Origin of the sequence: Hyphomonas sp. (assembly GCF_022844445.1) — a bacterium.
Taxonomy (GTDB): Bacteria; Pseudomonadota; Alphaproteobacteria; order Caulobacterales; family Hyphomonadaceae; genus Hyphomonas.
In genome coordinates, this window is the sequence record NZ_JALHLS010000029.1 from 1 (window position 1) to 19,663 (window position 19,663).

A 19,663-nucleotide genomic window follows, 5' to 3' on the forward strand; every position below is an offset into this window, starting at 1 on the left:
CAGCCGGCCGCAGCCTCGAGCCGGGCTGCACGGGACGTGTTGCCTGTCATGCGCGCCTGTTATCCGGCCGGGTCTTCGCCGCGGCCTTCTGCTTCAGCCAGGCGCCTGGCAATCTCGGCCACCGCCAGCGCCACATGCTTTTTGACAGCCGCCGACGAGACTGACAAGCGCCGGGCGACTTCCTCATAGGAGAGGCCTTCATACCGGTGCAGGCGCAGCGCTTCGCGCCGGCGCGGGCTCATCCCGGCGAGGACCTCTTCGACGAGGACGAGGCTTTCTGCGGCGATCAGCTGGGTCTCCGGCGTCGGGCTCTGCGGACACGCATGAGCCCTGACGACCTCGCTGATATCCCCGCCGTGGCGATGCCTGTTCCAGTGAAGCTTCAGGTGGCTGATCGCCATGTTGCGGACAAGCGTGAACAGGAGCGGACGAAGCTCGTCTGCCTTCTTGTCAGGGTAGGCCCGCCGCGCGGCCAGGAAGGCGCTTTGCACAATGTCCTCCGCGTCGGCTTCGCTGCGGATACGTACGCGGCAGAAACGGAAAAGTGCTCCATACTGCTTCTTAAAGAGTTCGCTGAGCACCTCGGATCCCGCAGCACCGGCACCCGATTGAGAGGCTGCGTGCCCCGGAGAATCTGGTGTTGCTTCATCGGATCCGGACGATTGCTCCCGTCGTTCGGACATCCACCGCGAGTATGACGCCCGACTAGACATTCGAGTCACGGGGAGCAGCGTGCGGAAAACTTGGAGATCTCAGGCCCGATGATAAAGCGTGCCTGGTGCGCGAACGTTTGCGACGCGGAGCGTTCGCAGACAAAGGGAAAGAAAGCTTCCGTTCCATGCGGCGCATCCATTTCATCCTAAAATGGGATTATCCGCGATTGGGATTACGAGGGCAACTGTTTTCTTGCTCTGGTGATCAATTTGCCCAAGTCACTTCGATCCCCCGCGCAAAGCGTGTTGGTCCGCGAGATCAAAAGCGCCCGGCAGAAGGCAGGGATGTCGCAGCAGCAAGTTGCTGACCAACTGGGCGTTCCTCAGTCATTTGTCGCGAAGATTGAACTTGGCGAACGGAGAATCGACGTCGTCGAGTTTCTCCGAGTAATGAAAGTTGTGAACGGCTCGTGGAAGGAAGTTTTGAAGCGCGTGGAAGCAGAAACAAGCTGAAGAGATGCGCCTGGCGGAACTTGTCTGAAGCCGAACCATAAAACCACTGAGGAACCTGCTGCGGAGGAAGACTGGTGCCGGCAGCTGCTTGGCGCGCAGGCGCCAAGTCAGGAGCACTCACCAAACGATTTGCACAAGTCGGAACAACTACTGCCCGCAGCGCCTCAGCCATCAGCCGGTACTTGAGGCCTGCCGTGCGCGCCTGCTATCCGTCCCGGCCCTCTGCTTCAGCCAGGCGCCTGGCAATCTCGGCCACCGCCAGCGCCACATGCTTTTTGACAGCCGCCGACGAGACTGACAAGCGCCGGGCGATCTCCTCATAGGAGAGGCCTTCATACCGGTGAAGGCGCAGCGCTTCGCGCCGGCGCGGGCTCATCCCGGCGAGGACCTCTTCGACGAGGACCAGGCTTTCTGCGGCGATCAGCTGGGTCTCCGGCGTCGGGCTCTGCGGACACGCAAACGCCTTGCCAATCTCGCTGATATCCTCGCCGTGCCGGTGCCTGTTCCAGTGGAGCTTCAGATGGCTGATCGCCATGTTGCGGACGAGTGTGAACAGGAGCGGGCGAAGCTCGTCCGCCTTCTTGTCAGGGTAGGCCCGCCGCGCCGCGAGGAAGGCGCTTTGCACAATGTCCTCCGCGTCAGCTTCACTGCGGATACGCGCTCGGCAGAAACGTAGAAGGTGTTGGTACTGGGTCTGGAACAGGTGACAAAGTGCGGCGGCATTCTGGCTCGCATCCTTGTGAATGTGAGTTGACCGCTTTTCAGTCGCTCCAGAGTAAGACGCCGAGGATCGCATCGGCGTGTCTCCCGACGCTTGAACGACTTTGGGAACTTTTTGGTCGGACATAACGCAAGCCTGTGTGAAAGCAGTCTCAGGACTAGGCATAACTTAATCCGGACACTGATTTTTTGTTGTCACTCCGTTTGAACTCGCCACTGAAATCGCCGAAGAACAGTCCTTGGGTTCATCGGTTACCGCCGCCCGGAAGCAGGAGCCTAAACGCCGCCGCGCCGCGATATCCTCTACATCCCATCTACCTAATTGAGAATTTGTAGTTCTCATTAATAGGAATGTAAAGTTCTCATTTCTCGAAATGCACGCCAACTCATCATCAATCTGGCGCAGGAGTCAGATGATGGAACTTCAAGAGATCTTGGGAGCGAACGTGCGCCACTACAGGCGTGCCAAGAGGTGGACGCTGGAGCGGCTAGCGACCGAAGTGGGCGTCTCGCGAGAAACAATCGGGAAGATTGAGCGCGGTGTTTCCGCCCCGTTGTTCGATACTGTCGAAAAGATCGCTTCTGCCCTCGGCGTGTCGCCGCTCGTCTTGTTCAATGCCCAGCCTTACCCCACGGGCGAACGAGGACGGCTGCTCAAAGAAATCAATAAAACGCTTGCCAACCTGAATGACAAACAACTGGCAAGCGCCCTGCGAATGCTGGCGGCTTTCTCTGACCGGTAGCGCGATCGTGCGCAGCATAAGAAGACGTTCAACGCCTGACTGGCGCCGTCGCGGCGCGGCGCTCTGCTCAACGACCCTGGTCCACTACGCGCCCGTCCGACAGCACGATAACATTGTCCGCCAGCGCGATGGTTTCGGCCCTGTGCGCGACAATGACCGATGTGACCCGCCCGCCCGCGAACACCCCGTTCGCCGCCAGGCGCTCTTCTGCCGGGTAGTCCAGAGCAGATGTTGCTTCATCTGCGAGGCGTATGGGCGCCTGCCGGTAAAGAGCCCTTGCGATCGCAGCACGCTGCTTCTCGCCGCCTGAGAGCCTTGCCCCGCGCTCTCCCGTCAACGTCTCGAACCCGTCCGGCAACCGGTTGATGACCTCCTCCAGCATGGCCTGGCGCGCCGCGTCTTCAAGACGCCTGGGATCGGCGACCCGGTGCGGCATCGAGATGTTGAACGCAAGGCTGTCATCGAGAAGGCCCGCATCCTGCGGAGTGAAGGCGATCAGCTTGCGGATCTCCGACGCAGGATAGTCGCGGACCAGGATACCACCAATCAGGATCCTGCCTTCGTCGGGCTCATGGAACCTCATCAGCAGCCGGAGGATCGACGACTTGCCGCTGCCCGACGGCCCGGCGATGGCCGTGACCTTTCCTGCCTCGATCTCGAAGCTGACATCATCGAGCACCTTGCGGCCTCCGGGATAGGTGAAGCTCACATGCTCGAACCTGATCGAGGGCGGCCCGCCGGACAGCCCCGGAAATGCCGGCGAGGCGCCGGCGGCAGGTTCGGCAGCTTCCCTCAGAAGACCATTCAGCCGGCCCGCAAAGGCGGCGCCCTGCCCGATGTCGCGAATACCGGAGCCGGCGAGTTCCAGCGGCCGGATGACCTGCAGCATCCAGGCACTGACGAGCACCAGGTCGCCAAGGCTCATGCTGCCCGCCTCGACCCGGCTGGCCGAAAGCCAGAGCGCGGCGCCAAGACCTGCGGTGAAGACAAGCGTGACGAGGACCCCGGTGGCGAAGCGGGCCTTGTAGAAATCCCGCCAGCGCTGCTGCACGTCGGCAAGCCTGACGTCGAGCCGCTCCGCCAGGGCCGCCTCGCTGCAGAAGGCCTTGACCGTCTCGATGTTCATCAGCCCGTCGGACAGCAGGGCATTGGCGCCGATACGCGCCGACGAGACGGCGCGGCCCGCGCGAAGGATACGCCGCGCCCCGTCCTGGAACACAGCCATGTAGAGCGCCGCGCACGCGCCGAATACGGCGAGCAATACGCTGTCGAAGAAATGAAAGAGCAGCACCGCAATCAGCGCAGTCTCCGCAAGGCCCGGAAGAAGCGTGAAGAGCGCGTGCTGCAGGACCAGACGGTAACCCAGGAGACCGTTCTCCAGCGTCTGCACCAGCCCGCCGGTTGAGTGCCGGTGCAGCGCCGTCATCGGCAGCGACAGCACATGCTCGAACGCCCGGCGGGCGAGCTTGCGGCTGATCGACTGTTCGGCCGCGCCGAAACAATACCCGCGCACCTCGCCGGCAAGTTTTCCGGCGCCGAGCGCGCCGACATAGGCGCACAGCCAGAACACGGGCGACAAACTTGCCGGCACAGCCGGCGCGGCGGGATCAAGGGCTTCAACAAGGTGCTTGAGCGCGACGGGCGCGCCCGCGGCGAGGGCCGCGCCGGCGAGCGCGCAAATCCCGGCAGCCGTCAGCATGACCCGGCCCGCCGGATCGAGTGACGCGCCCAGCTGGCCCGCGCCGAACAGGATCGCGGCGCGAAGCCCTGGCGGGTGCGCGGCCTGCGTCATGACGGGCGCCCGGACGGTTGCGGAGTAAACACCTTAAGATTGTACTGCAATCTATTTTCAAGAGCAACCTTGCACCGCGCCGCCAGAGGCCTTTGCCGCGTCGGGGGCGTGGCCCGGCTTCAGGCAGGGCCAACCTGTTACAGGCCGTCGTCCAAGGCACGCCTGAAGGCGTCGGCATCCATCTGTGTACGGAACATATAACGGGCCACGTGGATCCCGCCTGCCACCGCGCCATGCGCGCGCCACTCGGGGCCGAAAGCGCCCCTCAGCCAGTCCGCCATCCGGTCCATTTGCTTGCCCAGTCCGTTGCCGGGCACCGGCACATCGACATGGTACGGAAAGGCTTTCGCATCGGCCTCTGCCATCATTACGGATTTGTATCGGCCCATCTCTGCCTCCCATTGTTGCCAATGTTCACTCTTTGTTCTTTTTGTCTTGCGCCGGCAAGTGCCCGGCCGTCTTTGCCTGTGGAGACCGGCAACCGGCCTGCGGACGACGGCAAGACTGCGCCGGAAGCGCGCCGGAGGGCGCCGCCAGGGCCCGGGCACCGCGCTTTTCCCGCTTCTTCCCGGAAAACAACTGTCAACTTCAGAATTTTCGGAGTAAACCTCTGATTGCGGCCGCTGTCGCGCGGCCTCGCCCCATGCTGACCGGTCCAGGAGCGGCCTCTCTCGTCTTGCTGGCAGGTGAGCCCTCGAAAGGAGCCCTGCCATGCGACCACCCGGTTCCGAGCCGCCCCTGCTCCGCCCAGATCCGGTACCGCCGGATCCGCAGGCCTGGCTGAACACCGAGGAGACGGCCGGCACGCTCGGCCTGACACCCAAGACCCTCGCCAACATGCGCACCCTCGGCAAAGGCCCCTGCTTCCACAAGATCGGCGGCAAGGTCTGGTACCTCGGACAGGATATCCTCACCTACCAGCGCCGGCGCCGCTACATCGCCTCCGGCGTGCGCGATGAAGGCTGACCGCTACCTCGCCGGCACGGCAGCTGGCCTCGTGCTGATCGCGCTCTCGCTCCTGCCGGCCGCACCGCGGCTCATCTGGAACCGGACCGAAAGCCTGCCCGTCGGCCTTTATGTCCTCTCCGCCGCTCCCACACTTGAGCGCCGCATGGTCGTCGCCTACCGCCCTTCAGCGAGCGAGGCCGACTTCCTTGAAACGCATCGCTACACAGGCCGGGGCTGGCCGCTGGTCAAGCGCGTTGCTGCGCTGGAGGGCGACGAAGTCTGCCGCCATGGGATGGACGTCTATGTTGATGGCAGGCTTGCCGCGCAGGCGCGCGCCTCCGACGGCGCGGGCCGCAAGCTTCCAGGCTGGCAGGGATGCCAGCGCCTCGGGCCGCAGGACGTCCTGCTCCTCGCGGATCATCCGCAGTCGGTCGATGGGCGGTATTTCGGGGTGCAGGACAGAGCGCGGGTTGCCGGGACGCTTCGCCTCCTGGCAATGTCAGGCAGCCGCGACCGGCCCACCGCGCAAGAGCCTTCCTGATGGCAGACGATTGGCATTTCGAGCCGAAGCTCGGCCACTCCGGAAAGGACCGAGGGAGCCGGCCGCGCTCGCAGCTGAGCGCCCTCGCCAAGACCGCCCGCTGGGGAAAGGTGCGTACTTTTGAACGGCCGAAGCTGGCAGTTGGAACCGTGCGGTTCAATGGACGCGGCAAGGGCGCGGCCGCAATGGCCCGCCACTCCGCATCTCCGACCCGGCGCCTGGCCTTCGTGAAGACATCGATCGCCACTGCCGGGCGCAGCGGCACGCAGGCGTTTGCAATGCATATCGCTTACATTTCGCGCGACGGGACATCCGAGCGGGGCGGCCCGGGCAGGATCTTCGACCGCTCACGCGATGAAGCCGACCCGCACGCCTTCAATGCGAGGGCGCGGGGCGATGTCCGTCAGTTTCGCTGGGTGGTCTCGCCCGATGATGTCGGAGAGATGGAAGACCTGACCCGGTTTACCCGTACACTGATGAAACAGGTCGAACGCGACTTGCGGCGCGAAGTCGACTGGGTCGCGGCCAGCCATTTCAATACAGCCAATCCCCACATCCATATCGCGATCCGCGGCGGAACACCGGGCGTTGACGAACTCATCATTGCGAGGCTTTACCTCACTCATGGCCTCAGGCACCGCAGCGAGGAAATCATCACGGCTGAACTCGGACACCGCCGCGCGCTGGACATCGCAGCCAACCTTTCGCGCGTTGCAGCACAAGACCGGTACACTTTCATCGACAAGGATCTCGCCCGGTCGGCGAAGTCCGGACAGGTCGATCTGTCCAGTCCCGCGCCGGGGCTTTCAGTATCGTCCTGGTCCTCCCGGCTCCACCGCCTCGGCCACCTGCGTTCACGCGGGCTGGCCGAGCATGTCGGCGGACCCGTCTGGCGCTTGCAGCCAGGATGGGGTGACACCCTGCGCGAGATGGGCCGCCAGCTGGAAGTCCAGCAGGGTCTCGCTGCCGTCCTCGGTGACCGGCTCGATCCGGGCAACCTGCAGGAGTTCTCAACGGGCCTGCCCGCCGCCGCCGTGACAGGACGACTTGCAGGCGTCGTGGTCGAGCGAGCCCCAACCGGCCGGCATGTCGTGATCCTCGAAGGACTGGATGGCCGCCAGTGGACGGCGCGGATTCCGGCGCGGGAAGCCCGGGCGCTGCCAGAGCCGGGTAGCGTGCTCACCCTTGTATCGGCGCCTGGCGCTTCCCTTGCCGCAGGCGCTGCGTCCGCTGACACAGACGACGGCCATCCAGCCCTTCCCGTCCGGTTCATGGTCGACACCTGGATACCTCTCGACCAGCAGGTCCGCCGCAAGGCCTATACCTGGCTCGACCAGGTCGAGGACGCCGCCCTGAAAGATGCACCCGGCTTTGGCGCGGAAGTGCGTGCGGCGCGGCTGGCGCGGCGACTCTGGCTGCAATCACAAGGCCTCTACCCGCCCGCGCGCGAGGCGCTCCAGGCCCAGGAGTTGCGCGACGTGGCCGAAGCCGAGGCGGGCCGCCTCGGAAAACGCTACATCCAGGTCGCCGACCGGGAAGTGTTCAGGGGACTGTACGCCGGCTACATTGACACGGCGCAGGGCCGCTTCGCCGTCATTGCCGGCGAGACGCGTTTCACGCTCGCGGCGTGGAGCGAAGGCCAGGCGCCCGTCATCGGCCAGCAGGCGAGCGTCGAGCGTAGCGCCGTCGCCTTCAGCAGGGTGCTGACGCGCACGCCAACACAGGCGCACTGAGGCCCGCACGCGGCGATGCGCAGCCCGGAAAGCTCAGCGCGGCGACAGCCTTCCCGTTCCTTCCCGCAACGCCGCCGTGTTCCAGCTTTCGAACGGAGCCTGCGCGGCTAGGCTCGCGGTGCAAGCCCGGGAGCGCCGCACCTTGACCCCGACCAGTTTCCTCTTCGGCCAGTTCCTCCTGACGCTCCTCCTGATCGTGCTCTCGACCTGGGCGGCGACGCAGTGGACGGCGCAGGCGCTTGGGTTCCAGCCAAGGCTCGGCCCGCCCGCCTTCCATCTCAGGGACTACCCGGTCTACTTTCCCTGGCGCCTCTTCCAGTGGTGGTACGCCTATGACGCCTATGCGCCCGGCATCTTCGCGCGCGGCGGCGTGATTGCGTCATTCGGCGGTCTCGCCGGGATCGTCATGGCGATCGCCGCGTCCATTCACAGGGCCCGGCAGGACAAGTCATCCTCGACCTACGGCTCGGCGCGCTGGGCCACCGCGGCAGAAATCCGCCGCGCCGGACTGCATGCGAAGGACGGGCTCATCCTTGGACGGATCGGCGCGCGTTACCTTCGCCATGCCGGCGCCGATCATGTGATCGCCTTTGCGCCGACACGGTCCGGGAAGGGTGTCGGCCTGGTGATCCCGACGCTCCTGTCCTGGACGGGCAGCGCGCTCATCCATGACATCAAGGGGGAGAACTGGCAGCTGACATCGCTCTGGCGTTCAAAATTCTCGCGCTGCGTCCGGTTTGACCCGACAAGCCTTTCCAGTGCCCGGTTCAATCCGCTGCAGGAAGTCCGCCTCGGCGTGCACGAAGTCCGCGATGTCCAGAACATCGCCGATATTCTCGTCGACCCGGAAGGCGCGCTCGAGCGGCGCAGCCACTGGGACAAGACCGCCCATTCCCTCCTGGTCGGCGCCATACTCCATGTGCTCTATGCGGGCAGCGACAAGTCGCTCGCCGGTGTCGCCCTGCTGCTGTCCGATCCATCCCGGCATGTGGACGATACGCTCGGGCTGATGATGACGGCCAATCATCTGGGGACGGACGAAGCACCCATCACGCATCCGGTAGTCTCCGAAGTTGCCCGGGAACTTCTCAACAAGTCCGAGAACGAGAAGTCCTCGGTTATCTCGACCGCTGTCAGTTTCCTCGGCCTCTACCGGGACCCCGTGATCCAGCGGGCCACGTCTGCCTCCGACTGGCAGATGCTGGACCTCCTGCCCGGCCGGCTGCCGATATCCCTCTACCTGGTTGTCCCGCCCTCGGACCTGTCCCGGACGAAGCCGCTGATCCGCCTCATCCTCAACCAGGCGGCGCGGCGCCTGTGCGAAGACCTGCCGGGCCATCAGGCGCTGGCCCGGCCGACGCTCGTCATGCTGGATGAGTTTCCGGCATTGGGCCGGCTCGATTTTTTCGAAACCTCCCTCGCCTTCATGGCGGGCTACGGCGTGCGGGCCTTCCTCATTGCCCAGTCCCTCAACCAGGTCGAAAAAGCCTATGGCGAGAAGAACGCGATCCTCGACAATTGCCATGTCCGGATCGCCTTTGCGACCAATGACGAACGCACGGCGCGCCGGATCTCGGACATGCTCGGCTCGAAGACAGAGCAGCGCCACCAGAGAAACTATGCCGGCCACCGGCTCGCGCCCTGGCTCAGCAATGTCATGGTCTCCCAGCAGGAAACCCAGCGCCCGCTCCTGACGCCGGGCGAGGTGATGCAGCTGCCGGCCCGCGACGCCCTGATCATGATCGCGAGCACGCCGCCGATCCGGGCCCGCAAGCTCAGGTACTTTCTCGACAAGGCGTTCCTGCAACGCGTCGGCGGGCTCGAGCTTCCGCCTCCGGACGATCTACCATTTGCACGCCGCCCCATAGCGCCTGCAGAGGCGTTTCCCGACCTCGGTGGCCTGGCGCAAACCCTGGCGCTGCAGCAGGGCCAGGATCCGGGGCCCGGTTCGTCTGATCCACCAGCAAGCCGCGGGGAGGAAAGCGGCCGGCGCGCCGGCATCCGCAGCCATATTGCGCGCTACTACATGCAGTTCGGCCACCAACAGGAGCCATGAACATGCCGACCAGACCTAGCGTCTATATCAGCATTTCCGAAACAAACCTGAAGAAGCTCGACCGCCTGCGCGTTGAACAGTCTGTCTCGCGCGGCGATATCATTGACGAAGCGCTGACACTCCTGTTCCTGCCGCCGCTGGAGCGGCCGGAAGCCGTGCTCATCCAGCATATCCGGCGCCTGGAAGACAGGATTGGCCGCCTGGATGCCGGCGCGGCCTTCCAGGCAGACCTCCTCGTCGAGTTCATCTATGCCTGGCTGCAGCAGCGGCCAGGGCCTCACCCGTTCCGCACGCCCGCCGACGATGCCCGCGCCGGCGCAGAACTCGAGGCCCTCATGAAACGCGTCGCGGACCGGTCGAACCCGCATATCTGGGGTTGAGGCGCCTCAACTTACCCATGAGACTCACGTTTACCTCCGGTGGAACCCCGCGGGAGGACAACATGCGCAAACAACTCTGGCAGGTGGACAGGGTCGTTGTTGACCTGGAAGACCGGGACGCGACCGTTTCTATTGTCCACCATATCAGCCTGAGCGAGATCACGGTCAGGTTCAGGCTGAGACCCGAGCAGCTCGATGACGCCGCAGTACCGCTCAGGCGGCGCGTCGAGCACCTGGCGGCTGAACTGGTGCTCGACCTTGGGTCCTTCCTGGATTCTGCATTGGAATAGGCTGGGCCATTCGGGCCCCGGCCTGAACAGTGGTCGTTACCGTGTCCGGACGATTGCCGGATCGTCCGTCTGCCCCGCAACCCGGACCTGCGAGCGCCGAAGGCATGGGTCCGGACTTCGGCCCCTCTGCCGCCGGCCGCGACGCAATCGGTGAGCGCCGTGTACGGCCCTGCCACAGACACGCTCAGCCGCGCGGCGCAGCCTGCCAGAGCGGCCTTACGCGGCACCTGCCGGACCAAACGGCACCGGCATGTCGGGATCGCTGGTATCAACCAGCGGTACGGTGTCATCTGATCGCAACGCATAACCGTTGATCCAGTCGCGAACCCAGACCGGGTCTTTTTCGTCTTCGGGGTCGTGTCCGGGGATAGCGCTGCGCAGCAATGTGGGCAGGATCGCGAAGAAGAACTCTCCTGTCCGCCGCCACAAGCGAACTCTGGAGCCCAGATCGTTCCAGCGGGCATCGGTTTTCAGCATCGCAACCGCGGCCTTTCGTGACCACCAGAACACGTCGAAGGAACCGATGAAAATGCCGGCAAGCCGCGTCCAGTAATTGCCATCAATCGCCCGGTAGACATCGAGCGCGACACGCTTGTGCTCAGCTTCTTCAACAAAGTGCCAGAGAATGAACGAGGCAACGCGCGTATCCGAGCCGCCAAAGAGCTTTCGCCTGTGCGATACCAGCCAGCTGGTCACACCAAGGGTCATCGTTTCAAACCCGCACGCATAGGCGAGGCGATACGAGAGGCTCTTCGTTCCAAGCTTGATGAAGCTCTCCCGGATGTCTGCTTCGATCTCAGCCAGTACCGGATAACCGTTGGCCTTCAGGAGCTCGTTGTAGCGCCTGTGGGTTTTGAAGTGCGTCGTTTCCTGCGCGCAGAACCCGACAGCCTCTTCCTTGATGTAGGGGTCTTCGATGTGCTGGACGGCTTCGCGGAGCGTGGCGATCAGGAACGGCTCAAGATACGGCATCGTGACAGACGCCCCGTTCACCATTTGCGACCACTCGTGGTGTGGGTGCCAGATCGGACCCAGGTCCTCCGGAAAATCAAACGGGATCTTGCGAACGATCAGCTCGCCGTCTTTCGGGAGCGGGCTCATGCAGCGCGCTCCTCAAAGATGCCGCTGATTGTTGTCTCGTAGAGGGTCGGAAGGATGTCATCTGCCTCGTATCCGACGACGAGAAATCCGCCGGCCCGCAATGACACGAGGCCATGTGCAGCGATCCAGAACAGATGAGCTGCTTTTCCGGGCTCGAATTTGAGTATGTATCCCGGCAGGTCCGCCACAGCTTCGATGGCCTTCTGACAGACGCCAAGCGCGCCGACCTTCGCCGCCATCAGATCAGGATGCGTCTCGGCTTTCTCGCCATGTGGCGTATACAGCAGTTCGTACATGCGCGGGCGGGCCCGCGCCGCCTGGTAATAGGTGAACGTGACGCCTCTCAGGGCTTCGACCGGATCGGTCTTGGAACGAGCCGCCCTGGTGAGTTCCGCTTCCAGCCAACGATAAGCCCTGATGCGAAGCGCATCGACGATGTCGGCCTTCGATGAAAAGTACGAATAGGCTTTCATACTGCTGCAGCCGTACCGGCTGGATATCGCGCGGAAGGACATCGCCGCGAAGCCGCCAGCCTCAAACAATTCTTGGGCAACATCCAGCAATCCATTGCGGATAGACAGGGCCTGCTCTGGTTTCGCCATCGTTCGTGCCATTCCCGACCGCTAGCACATAAATTTTACGCTGTACAATTTATGTTGCGGATCGTCGCCGTCCTGACGTACAAGCAGATGGGAAAACAAAGCGTGGCATGCCTCAGACTCCGCAGCATTTGCCTTGAATGAGGGCCCGTCCGGCGGGCAGACCACACCCGGCTCACGCAGTCCTGGGGAGGACATGGAAATGGCAAGCAACGAGATCTGGATAGAAGAGAACGGGGGCTTTTCCCGAACCATCGGCGGCAAGCTGCTCGCGCACTGTTTTATCGCCATGTTCCTGGGTTTTGTGGGCGGATTTGTCTGGCTGATCGCACTGGCTGACAACGTGTTTCACATACTGCCATTGCCCAGGATGGAAATTCAGGTGCCTGACCAGAAAGAGCTTATGCGCAACGCCCATACCGGGACGATCGCCAACTCAATGTATGTCATGGCCATGGTGGCGCTCAGCCCATGGCTACGCTTCAGCGTGCGGCAAGCCAAGTGGGTCTACTACTGGGCGATAATCATGCTCTGGGGAAATGTGATCGGCTATTCGACGGCGGTCTTCACGCCTTATCGCGGCATACAGCCGGTCTTTGAGAACGATATCGCCAACCTGGTCTCTTACTTTACGTTCTATGCGGCGGTGATCGGAGCCGTTGTCACAACAGGTATCTGCCTGAACAATGCGCTTCGCGAAGCACGAACCGGCAAGGTCACCCACGCGCCGCCTCGCAACGCGCAGCCCTGATCCGAAACCTCTGCCTCGTGGTTGCCTGCGCGGTCGGACTGCCCTCTCACGCGCGTCAGAAGGTATGTCCTTCGCCAGGCGTTGATCACCCCGCACTGCGCGCAAGGCAACGACATGATCGAGCGCGTCATCCGTTCCCTGAAGGAACAGTGTATCCCCCGGCACCGCCTTGAAAGCCTCCAGCACGCCTCCCGCGTCATCGGAGACTGGATCAGCTTCAAGGCGGCTGGGCATGGTCGCGTCCCGCTCCTGGGCAAGTCGCGGGCGACATAGCGACATAGACCTTGCGCCTGGCTCGATCATTGAGCGAACAACCGTGCGGCGACGGGCAGCTCCCTTCGATCAGTGCGCCTTTCTGTCAGAACAGCGCTGCGCGCCAGGAATACGCAAGGGTTGGCAACACCGTTACGTCACGGGCAACCGGGCTAACCGAACTTGCGGCCAAAGCTGCAAGCACCGAATGGTTGACCAAACACCTATCCGCTTGGGAGGGTGAATTGGGCCCAGGCACCGGAAAACCAAGCCGCTGCGCCGGCGCAACAGTCAGGAGACGCTTTCATGAAAGTCTATCGCACGCCGGACGACCGGTTCGACGGCCTGCCCGACTATGACTTCGCACCGAACTATCTCGTCTGGAACGGTTTGCGGGTTCATCACCTGGACGAGGGGCCGCGCAACGGTCAGGCCGTCCTGATGCTGCACGGCGAGCCGACCTGGTCGTTTCTGTATCGCCGGATGGTGAAACCCCTGAGCGCCGCAGGCTACCGCTGCATCGCTCCCGATCACGTCGGGTTCGGTCGCTCAGACAAGGTCATGGACGATGACTGGTATGTGCTCGAGCGACATGTGGAACGCATCCGGCATCTCATCGAGATACTTGACCTGCGCGATGTAATTCTCGTGGTTCAGGACTGGGGTGGTCCGATCGGGCTTATCAATGCCGTGAGCGATCCGTCGCGCTTTGCCCGTCTTGTCATCCTCAATACATGGCTGCACAGGCCGGATTACCCGTATACGGACCAGATCCATGCCTGGCGGCGCGCCGCGGTCGATCCTGCCCGGTGGCGCACGATGCCGGTTCAGGAAATCATGCAGCGGACGCTTGTGCGCGGTGCCGGCAAGTCCGATGCGATCCTTGCCGCCTATGAGGCCCCTTATGAAGACCAGGAGACGCGCGCCGGCCTTCGGCGCTTCCCCTTCTGCCTGCCATTTGCAGAGCCGGTTGCGGGCGGCGCGGCGCTTCAGGAGACGGCGTTCCGCGCGCTTGCAGGACTGCCGATGCCGAAACACGTAATGTTCGGCGATTCCGATCCCATCTTCCCTGCAGCGCATGGCGAAGCCTGGGCACGGCAACTCCCTGGCGCGACATTCGACATCATCAAGGATGCCGGTCATTTCCTGCAGGAAGACGCAGGACCTGAAATCGCGGCGAGGATGCTCGAACGGTTCGGATCGCATTAGAAACTGCGGTTGGGCTTCTGGATTCCGGGGCTGCAGCCAGGGCATTCAGCTTTCATTTAACTCCGCCCGGACTGCTCGAAGGAACCGCTCTGACTGCGGCGGCGCTCGCTGTCCGTTCAAACCTGTTCGATCGTTTCCAGCAACAAACTGAATGGACTTCCCAGCAGCAGGAGCGCGGCAAAGGTGGCTTCGAAGGCAACTGCGATCCAGTTCTTCGGATCGATCGCATTGTCGGCAAGGATCGAGATGACACGGCCCGATGCCGCGCCGGCCCATCCCAGACCCAGCGTCAGGAATGCGGCGGGCTGCATTGTGACCAGCGGCACGAGCCCGGCCAGCAGGAACAGACCGCCAAACGTTGACCGGAACTCGGAGCGCCCGGGAATCGTCACAGCCTCAAGTCCGGTGAATGCGGCCGCACGCTGCGGAAAGATCAGACCAAGGCAGCCCATTCCCATGGTCATGACTGCCCCCGCGATATTCAGAATCTCCACCCGCCGCTCCATCTCTCATGCTCAGGCGTATTTCCTGCGAAAGAAAGATCGGGAAGTATAGTACGCACTTTTTGGTGCCTGCCCTTTGCGGAGTCTTTGCGATGAAACCCGATGTGATGTCTGCCCGTTGTTCTTCGCGGCGCTATCTGGCGACCCTTACCAGCAAGTGGTCCATCCTGATTGTAAACGCGCTTGGCCAGGGGCCGCTGCGAAACGGGGAACTCCTCCGGAAAGTCGAGGGCATCTCTCAAAAGATGCTGACGCAGACGCTCCAGGAGCTTGCCGCGCTGAATATCGTCGTGCGCAACGACCGGCAGACGATCCCGCCGCATGTCGACTATCAGCTCACGGAGCTTGGCCATTCCTTCAGAAAGCAAGCCAATAGCCTGATCCGGTGGGTGGAGTCCAGCGTGCCGGAATGAGCGGGCCTGGTTGCACGTGAAGAAACCTTGCTGTTCCGAAACTAAGGTTTGGGCCTCTACCAGGCGCAGAAGTCGGCCTCGGTTGCATTGGTTCAACGCGCAGGCCGCTGGTGATAACGGCGACGTCGATGCTCACGGACAAGGTCCGAGCATGGGGATCGTCTCTTGCAACCGCTGGAAGCGTACGGGAGATGCTCAGTGGACGCGTTGTTGCGGTAACTGACACCGCGCAGGAAATGCGGTAGGGTTGTATCTTAAGTTTGGGGGACAGGCATGAACACCTGGAAGACCGGCGCGGCAGCGGTACTTGTCATGGTCCTGATGAGCGGCCCGGGCCTTACGCCCGCGCAATACCCTTTACCCTTCCCGGACCCCGCCTTCCTGTCGAACGCGCGCTGCCTCAGCGCCCCGGACACTCGCAACGGGCTTGTGCGCTTTCTGGGGGCAGCGCAGGCCTATGCGCAGACGAGCCCCCTTGGGAACGCCCCGGCCGCCGGTCAGGCCGGTTACGTTATGCGCTACCCCGTGTCGACAGCCAGTTCGGAAGCTCAGGATCTGTTCGATACCGGCCTGTCGCTGGTTGTCAGCTTCAATCACGAAGCGGGCATCGCGGCCTTCCGCGCGGCGCAGACCGCCGATCCGGACTGCGCGATGTGCTACTGGGGCGAAGCCTATGCCTGGGGCAGCAACATCAACCTCTATCCCGCCGGGGATGCCTTCCGCGCGGGCCGGGAAGCCGCCCAAGCAGCCCTCGCGCGTCTTGAGGGGGCCAGCGCCAGTGAACGCGCCCTTGTCGAGACCATCGCCGCGCGCTTCCCCGTATCCGCCGATGGCACAGTGACGGAAGATACCGCTGCGTTCGCCGACGCGATGCGGGCCGTGGCCGCGCAGCATCCGGACGACAACCTCATCCTGTCGCTGGCCGCCGAAGCCAACATGAACACGCAGCCCTGGGACTATTGGGAAGCTGACCGGCGCACACCGAAGGGCCGGACCGCCGAAACAATTTCTCTGCTCGAAACAATCCTGGCGCGGGACCCGGCGCACGTTCACGCCATTCATCTCTACGTTCACGCCACTGAAGCCTCCGGCGATCCCTGGAGGGCTATTCCGTATGCGGACAGGTTGCCGGAACTGGCGCCGCGGTCAGGCCATCTCGTTCACATGCCCTCCCACATTCACTACCTGACCGGGCAGTGGAAGGAATCGCTTGAACTAAACCTGAAAGCGGCCAAGGCGGATGAAGCCTACCTGGCGGCCAATGACGCATCCCCGATTTACCGCTTCGGCTACTACCCCCACAATCTTCACTTCGTCCTGACCTCCGCGCAGATGGCCGGAGACCGAAAGACAGCGCTGGAATACGCCCAGAAGCTCGATGAAGCGCTTCCCGGTGAGATGGCTGCCGTTGCGCCCTGGGTATCGGTTATCAAGGCCGCGCCCTACTATGCCCACGCGCAATTCTCGCCGGCCGGCCAGATCCTTGACCTGCCCGAACCGATGGACGTCGACTCCGTCAGCAAGGCGGCCTGGCATTATGCGCGCGCCGTCGCGCTTGTGGAGCAAGGCCGGCCTGAAGCAGCGGAAGCGGAAGCCCGAAAGATCGCCCTGCTGCAAGGCAAAGCCGACATCGCGACCCTCGAAGCGGCCTTCCTGCCCGCAAAGACAATTCTGGAAATCAGTATCCGGACGATTGAGGCACGGGTGGCCGCACGAGCGGGCGACTTCAAGACGGCCATTGGAATCATGGAAGCCGTTGCGGACATGCAGGACACACTACCCTATTCCGAACCGCCCCTGTGGTATTATCCCACCCGCCAGACTCTGGCCGCGCTCCTCCTCCAGGATGGCCAGCTGGACCGGGCAGAGCGGATGTTTCGGCGCACGTTGCTCGATTCCCCAAACAACGCCAATGCGCTCTACGGGCTGTGGCAGACCTACAAGGCAATGGGCGATACCCGATCTGCGAAGTACGCCAAGGCTCTTTACAGAAAGGCCCGGCTCGGCGGCAACGGAAGCCCCCCCTCGCTCAACCGGATCTGACCGGTCTTGCTTTGCGCGGTTAACTGACTCGCCGCGCCTTTTTGGCGAAGCGGAAAAGCTAGCAGCAGCACTCGGCAAGATCACTTCATGGTCGACGACTGGACATGGAGTTACTCTGCCGCTCGCCAGTGATGACCATCGGAACCAACCTGGCGCAAAATTGCCGGTCGCAGAACCAATGAAGAATTTCCGTAGTCGCTGAAAACCTGTCGCTGGCGTGCGGCCACCCGCGGTCCGGAAGTGGCGCAGCATTTCGAACGTTCCCGGAGTTGACTATTGGGACTTGCAAGCATCTTCCAACGCGGTTGCCGTTGAAATCAGAAATTCGGCAAGTACGTCGTTCTTGTTGGTCGTCACTTGGCCCACCATCGTTGCGTCGTATTCCGGAACCGCAAAAGCGAAGCTTAGGTAACCGAACGTATCACCGGTGTGTCCAACGAATTCCGTACCCGAACGGCTAACCAAGATCTCCGCGCCCGGTCCTGCAAACTGACGTGGTCGATCGCGCTCCACCGGGTCAGCCAGCATCTCCTTGCCAATTGACGTGAATTCACCCCCGTCCAGGAAAAGGGCTCTCAGAAACTTGCTCAGGTCTGAGGACGTGGCTGTGATCCCGCTGTCCGCGCCAGTGTTCTCAGCATATTTCCAAGTGTCTGCGTTCGACCGCAACTCCGTTCCGTAGCCGTGAATCGTCCCGCCCGGATGTTCTGTATTGTAGCGCGTTTCGACAAGGCTCAGCGGCTCAAGCAGGCGCGCTGCGATCAACGTGCCCAGGCTTTCGCCGGTTGCGCGTTCGGCTACGAGCCCGAGGATCTGATAATTGGTGTTCGAGTAGGCGTATGACGCACCGGGTGCGTTTGTTGCGCTTTTGCGTCTCGCGACTTCCAATGTGCGTTCGGCGGTGATCGGCTGGGTCCAGTCGGTGAGAAGGTAGGATCGCGTGTCGTAATAGTCGGGTACACCGCTGGTATGGTTCAGAAGCTGACGAACCGTGGCATCGCTGTTCGGGACGCCGTCGACCTGCCCCTCGGTGAGATAGACCGTTGCGGGCGCATCAAGGTCCAGAAGGCCGTCTCCGGCCAGTTTGTGGATCACAGCGGCAGTGTAGAGTTTTCCGATGCTGCCAATTCGCAATTGTTCATCCACGGGCATGGGCGCTCCCGTTTTCCGGTTTGCGACCCCGCTGGCCTCACGAAAGGAAAGGCCACATCCTTCAACTTCCAAAATGGCGCCCGCTTTCGAATCCTCGGCCGCCCGCTCCACAGCTTGATACAGCGCTTCCGCCGGCGAACTCGGGTCCGGAGACGATTTCTCAGGTGCGGCGCAGCTGGCTAGTAGAGAGCCGATTGCAATGACGAAATAAAAGCGCATGTGTTCCTCCAGAGATCGTTTGACGTATAACGCCGATCTGGAGGCGGCGTTCGGCGTATTTCGGCATGATCTTTGCGCTTTTCGTCATGTTTCATAGCGATCTGGAAGGAATTCGCCAAAATGAACCTGGATAGCTTTGATCTGGCGATCCTCGAGATCGTTCAGGAGAACAATCTGCGCTCGCATGCCAGCATCGGTGAAGAAGTAAATCTGTCAGCGTCGTCCGTCCGGCGGCGTTTGACCGCCTTGCGCGATTCCGGCGTTATCGTCGCCGACGTGTCCCTAACTGACGCGTCGAAACGGGGGCTGACTTTTATCACCTCGGTCTCGTTTGAGCGCGAAGATCCCGAAATCTATGGCTCGTTCCGGAAAGCCATGCGCGATGAGACTGCAGTTTCGCAATGCTATGCAGTGTCCGGCGACTTTGACTTCGTTCTGGTGGTCCACGCCGAAAGTCCCGAAGCCTACGAGCACTGGGGTGAACGCGCGCTCATGAGCAATCCTGCGATCCGCCGCTACTCCACATCCGTTGTCTGGTCGCGGACAAAGTTTACGACGCGCATTTCTCCAGCCGCCATGGAAGCAGGCTAAAAGGAGTCGTTGCTCCGGGCCAGGGAAGGCACAGATCGACTCCCAAGTGTCGCGCCAGAGCAGACTGCAGAAAGTCAGCGGCGAACGACAGTGTTCGGCGAAGTCTAGCTTGGTACCGCTGAGGCAGCTCAATGACACGATCGGATGGACCCTGCCGGTCACCGGCGATGACGATGGGAGCTAACCTGGCCCCATTCTGCCGGTCAGTGTCGCGCACGGCGCCTGCCTGTAGTCGCGCCTCGTGGCTGCCAACCTGACGACCAGGCCGCTCTATTTACTGATCGACGAGGGCCTGTAAGCTTGCGGGACTCGGGTAAACGAACTCAGTTGGCCAATACTTCTAGTCGGAGGATCACGTGAAAGAGTTCGGACCCTCGACCTTCGGTGAGTTGAACGCTGAGGACTATGATGAACTTCATGATCCAGGCACGACAGACGAGTGCGTCAACCTGATTGCTGAA

The 19,663-nt window shown here is 62.5% G+C and carries 21 protein-coding genes; 13 read left to right on the forward strand and 8 right to left on the reverse strand.

The genetic code is table 11. The features are described from left to right. Positions 1-59: 59 nt before the first annotated feature. The gene (locus Q0C17_RS17935) at positions 60-713 is read right to left on the reverse strand and encodes a sigma-70 family RNA polymerase sigma factor (RefSeq protein WP_366914865.1); all 654 of its coding nucleotides are present in this window, start codon (positions 711-713) and stop codon (positions 60-62) included. Between the two features lie 243 nt (positions 714-956). Here Q0C17_RS17935 and Q0C17_RS17940 point away from each other — a divergent pair, with 243 nt between their 5' ends. Next, positions 957-1,166 (forward strand): helix-turn-helix transcriptional regulator, encoded by a 210-nt coding sequence (locus Q0C17_RS17940; RefSeq protein WP_366914868.1) that lies wholly within the window; start codon positions 957-959, stop codon positions 1,164-1,166. Positions 1,167-1,371: 205 nt separating this feature from the next. Here Q0C17_RS17940 and Q0C17_RS17945 read toward each other — a convergent pair whose 3' ends face one another. Further along, positions 1,372-2,052, reverse strand: coding sequence for a sigma-70 family RNA polymerase sigma factor (locus Q0C17_RS17945; RefSeq protein WP_366914866.1), 681 nt, complete (start codon positions 2,050-2,052; stop codon positions 1,372-1,374). A gap of 250 nt (positions 2,053-2,302) precedes the next feature. On the opposite strand from Q0C17_RS17945, the gene Q0C17_RS17950 reads away from it, so the two are divergent. Beyond that, the gene (locus Q0C17_RS17950; protein WP_291209303.1) at positions 2,303-2,629 is read left to right on the forward strand and encodes a helix-turn-helix transcriptional regulator; all 327 of its coding nucleotides are present in this window, start codon (positions 2,303-2,305) and stop codon (positions 2,627-2,629) included. 67 nt (positions 2,630-2,696) lie between these two features. Here Q0C17_RS17950 and Q0C17_RS17955 read toward each other — a convergent pair whose 3' ends face one another. Together Q0C17_RS17955 and Q0C17_RS17960 are read right to left on the reverse strand one after the other, a co-directional pair. Beyond that, positions 2,697-4,421 (reverse strand): ABC transporter ATP-binding protein, encoded by a 1,725-nt coding sequence (locus tag Q0C17_RS17955; RefSeq protein ID WP_291209305.1) that lies wholly within the window; start codon positions 4,419-4,421, stop codon positions 2,697-2,699. Positions 4,422-4,558: 137 nt separating this feature from the next. Beyond that, positions 4,559-4,810 (reverse strand): hypothetical protein, encoded by a 252-nt coding sequence (locus Q0C17_RS17960; protein WP_291209307.1) that lies wholly within the window; start codon positions 4,808-4,810, stop codon positions 4,559-4,561. 322 nt (positions 4,811-5,132) lie between these two features. Here Q0C17_RS17960 and Q0C17_RS17965 point away from each other — a divergent pair, with 322 nt between their 5' ends. The 6 genes from Q0C17_RS17965 (at position 5,133) to Q0C17_RS17990 (ending at position 10,369) form a co-directional block, all read left to right on the forward strand. Then, positions 5,133-5,387: a helix-turn-helix domain-containing protein gene (locus tag Q0C17_RS17965; protein WP_291209308.1), complete on the forward strand. Its 255-nt coding sequence runs from the start codon at positions 5,133-5,135 to the stop codon at positions 5,385-5,387. Beyond that, the gene (locus Q0C17_RS17970) at positions 5,377-5,910 is read left to right on the forward strand and encodes a S26 family signal peptidase (RefSeq protein WP_291209309.1); all 534 of its coding nucleotides are present in this window, start codon (positions 5,377-5,379) and stop codon (positions 5,908-5,910) included. Before Q0C17_RS17965 ends, Q0C17_RS17970 begins: the two co-directional genes overlap by 11 nt. Continuing rightward, on the forward strand, positions 5,910-7,643 hold the full coding sequence (locus Q0C17_RS17975; RefSeq protein ID WP_291209311.1) for a DUF3363 domain-containing protein: 1,734 nt from the start codon (positions 5,910-5,912) through the stop codon (positions 7,641-7,643). The genes Q0C17_RS17970 and Q0C17_RS17975 overlap by 1 nt, the downstream gene beginning before the upstream one ends. Positions 7,644-7,785: 142 nt before the next feature. After that, positions 7,786-9,699, forward strand: coding sequence for an IncP-type conjugal transfer protein TraG (gene traG, locus Q0C17_RS17980; RefSeq protein WP_366914867.1), 1,914 nt, complete (start codon positions 7,786-7,788; stop codon positions 9,697-9,699). Positions 9,700-9,701: 2 nt separating this feature from the next. Next, positions 9,702-10,079 (forward strand): hypothetical protein, encoded by a 378-nt coding sequence (locus tag Q0C17_RS17985; RefSeq protein ID WP_291209313.1) that lies wholly within the window; start codon positions 9,702-9,704, stop codon positions 10,077-10,079. 62 nt (positions 10,080-10,141) lie between these two features. Then, entirely contained in the window at positions 10,142-10,369 is a 228-nt protein-coding gene (locus tag Q0C17_RS17990; RefSeq protein ID WP_291209315.1) for a hypothetical protein, read from the forward strand. 216 nt (positions 10,370-10,585) lie between these two features. Here the strand turns inward: Q0C17_RS17990 and Q0C17_RS17995 are convergent, their stop codons facing one another. Both Q0C17_RS17995 and Q0C17_RS18000 read right to left on the reverse strand, forming a co-directional pair. Further along, on the reverse strand, positions 10,586-11,470 hold the full coding sequence (locus Q0C17_RS17995) for a metal-dependent hydrolase (protein WP_291209317.1): 885 nt from the start codon (positions 11,468-11,470) through the stop codon (positions 10,586-10,588). Further along, the gene (locus Q0C17_RS18000) at positions 11,467-12,072 is read right to left on the reverse strand and encodes a TetR/AcrR family transcriptional regulator (protein ID WP_291209319.1); all 606 of its coding nucleotides are present in this window, start codon (positions 12,070-12,072) and stop codon (positions 11,467-11,469) included. The genes Q0C17_RS17995 and Q0C17_RS18000 overlap by 4 nt, the downstream gene beginning before the upstream one ends. Positions 12,073-12,271: 199 nt before the next feature. Here Q0C17_RS18000 and Q0C17_RS18005 point away from each other — a divergent pair, with 199 nt between their 5' ends. Beyond that, the gene (locus Q0C17_RS18005; protein ID WP_291209321.1) at positions 12,272-12,820 is read left to right on the forward strand and encodes a hypothetical protein; all 549 of its coding nucleotides are present in this window, start codon (positions 12,272-12,274) and stop codon (positions 12,818-12,820) included. Positions 12,821-13,378: 558 nt separating this feature from the next. Further along, positions 13,379-14,281, forward strand: coding sequence for a haloalkane dehalogenase (locus tag Q0C17_RS18010; RefSeq protein ID WP_291209322.1), 903 nt, complete (start codon positions 13,379-13,381; stop codon positions 14,279-14,281). 116 nt (positions 14,282-14,397) lie between these two features. On the opposite strand, the gene Q0C17_RS18015 is transcribed toward Q0C17_RS18010, so the two are convergent. Then, positions 14,398-14,787: a DUF4345 family protein gene (locus Q0C17_RS18015; protein ID WP_291209323.1), complete on the reverse strand. Its 390-nt coding sequence runs from the start codon at positions 14,785-14,787 to the stop codon at positions 14,398-14,400. An 89-nt stretch (positions 14,788-14,876) separates the two neighbouring features. On the opposite strand from Q0C17_RS18015, the gene Q0C17_RS18020 reads away from it, so the two are divergent. Together Q0C17_RS18020 and Q0C17_RS18025 are read left to right on the forward strand one after the other, a co-directional pair. Next, positions 14,877-15,197 (forward strand): helix-turn-helix domain-containing protein, encoded by a 321-nt coding sequence (locus tag Q0C17_RS18020; RefSeq protein ID WP_291209325.1) that lies wholly within the window; start codon positions 14,877-14,879, stop codon positions 15,195-15,197. Between the two features lie 273 nt (positions 15,198-15,470). After that, entirely contained in the window at positions 15,471-17,240 is a 1,770-nt protein-coding gene (locus tag Q0C17_RS18025; protein WP_291209326.1) for a tetratricopeptide repeat protein, read from the forward strand. 273 nt (positions 17,241-17,513) lie between these two features. Here Q0C17_RS18025 and Q0C17_RS18030 read toward each other — a convergent pair whose 3' ends face one another. Continuing rightward, a complete protein-coding gene (locus Q0C17_RS18030; protein WP_291209328.1) occupies positions 17,514-18,611 on the reverse strand; it encodes a serine hydrolase domain-containing protein in 1,098 nt (365 codons plus the stop codon). Between the two features lie 120 nt (positions 18,612-18,731). Here Q0C17_RS18030 and Q0C17_RS18035 point away from each other — a divergent pair, with 120 nt between their 5' ends. Continuing rightward, a complete protein-coding gene (locus tag Q0C17_RS18035; protein ID WP_291209330.1) occupies positions 18,732-19,202 on the forward strand; it encodes an Lrp/AsnC family transcriptional regulator in 471 nt (156 codons plus the stop codon). Positions 19,203-19,663 lie beyond the last annotated feature (461 nt).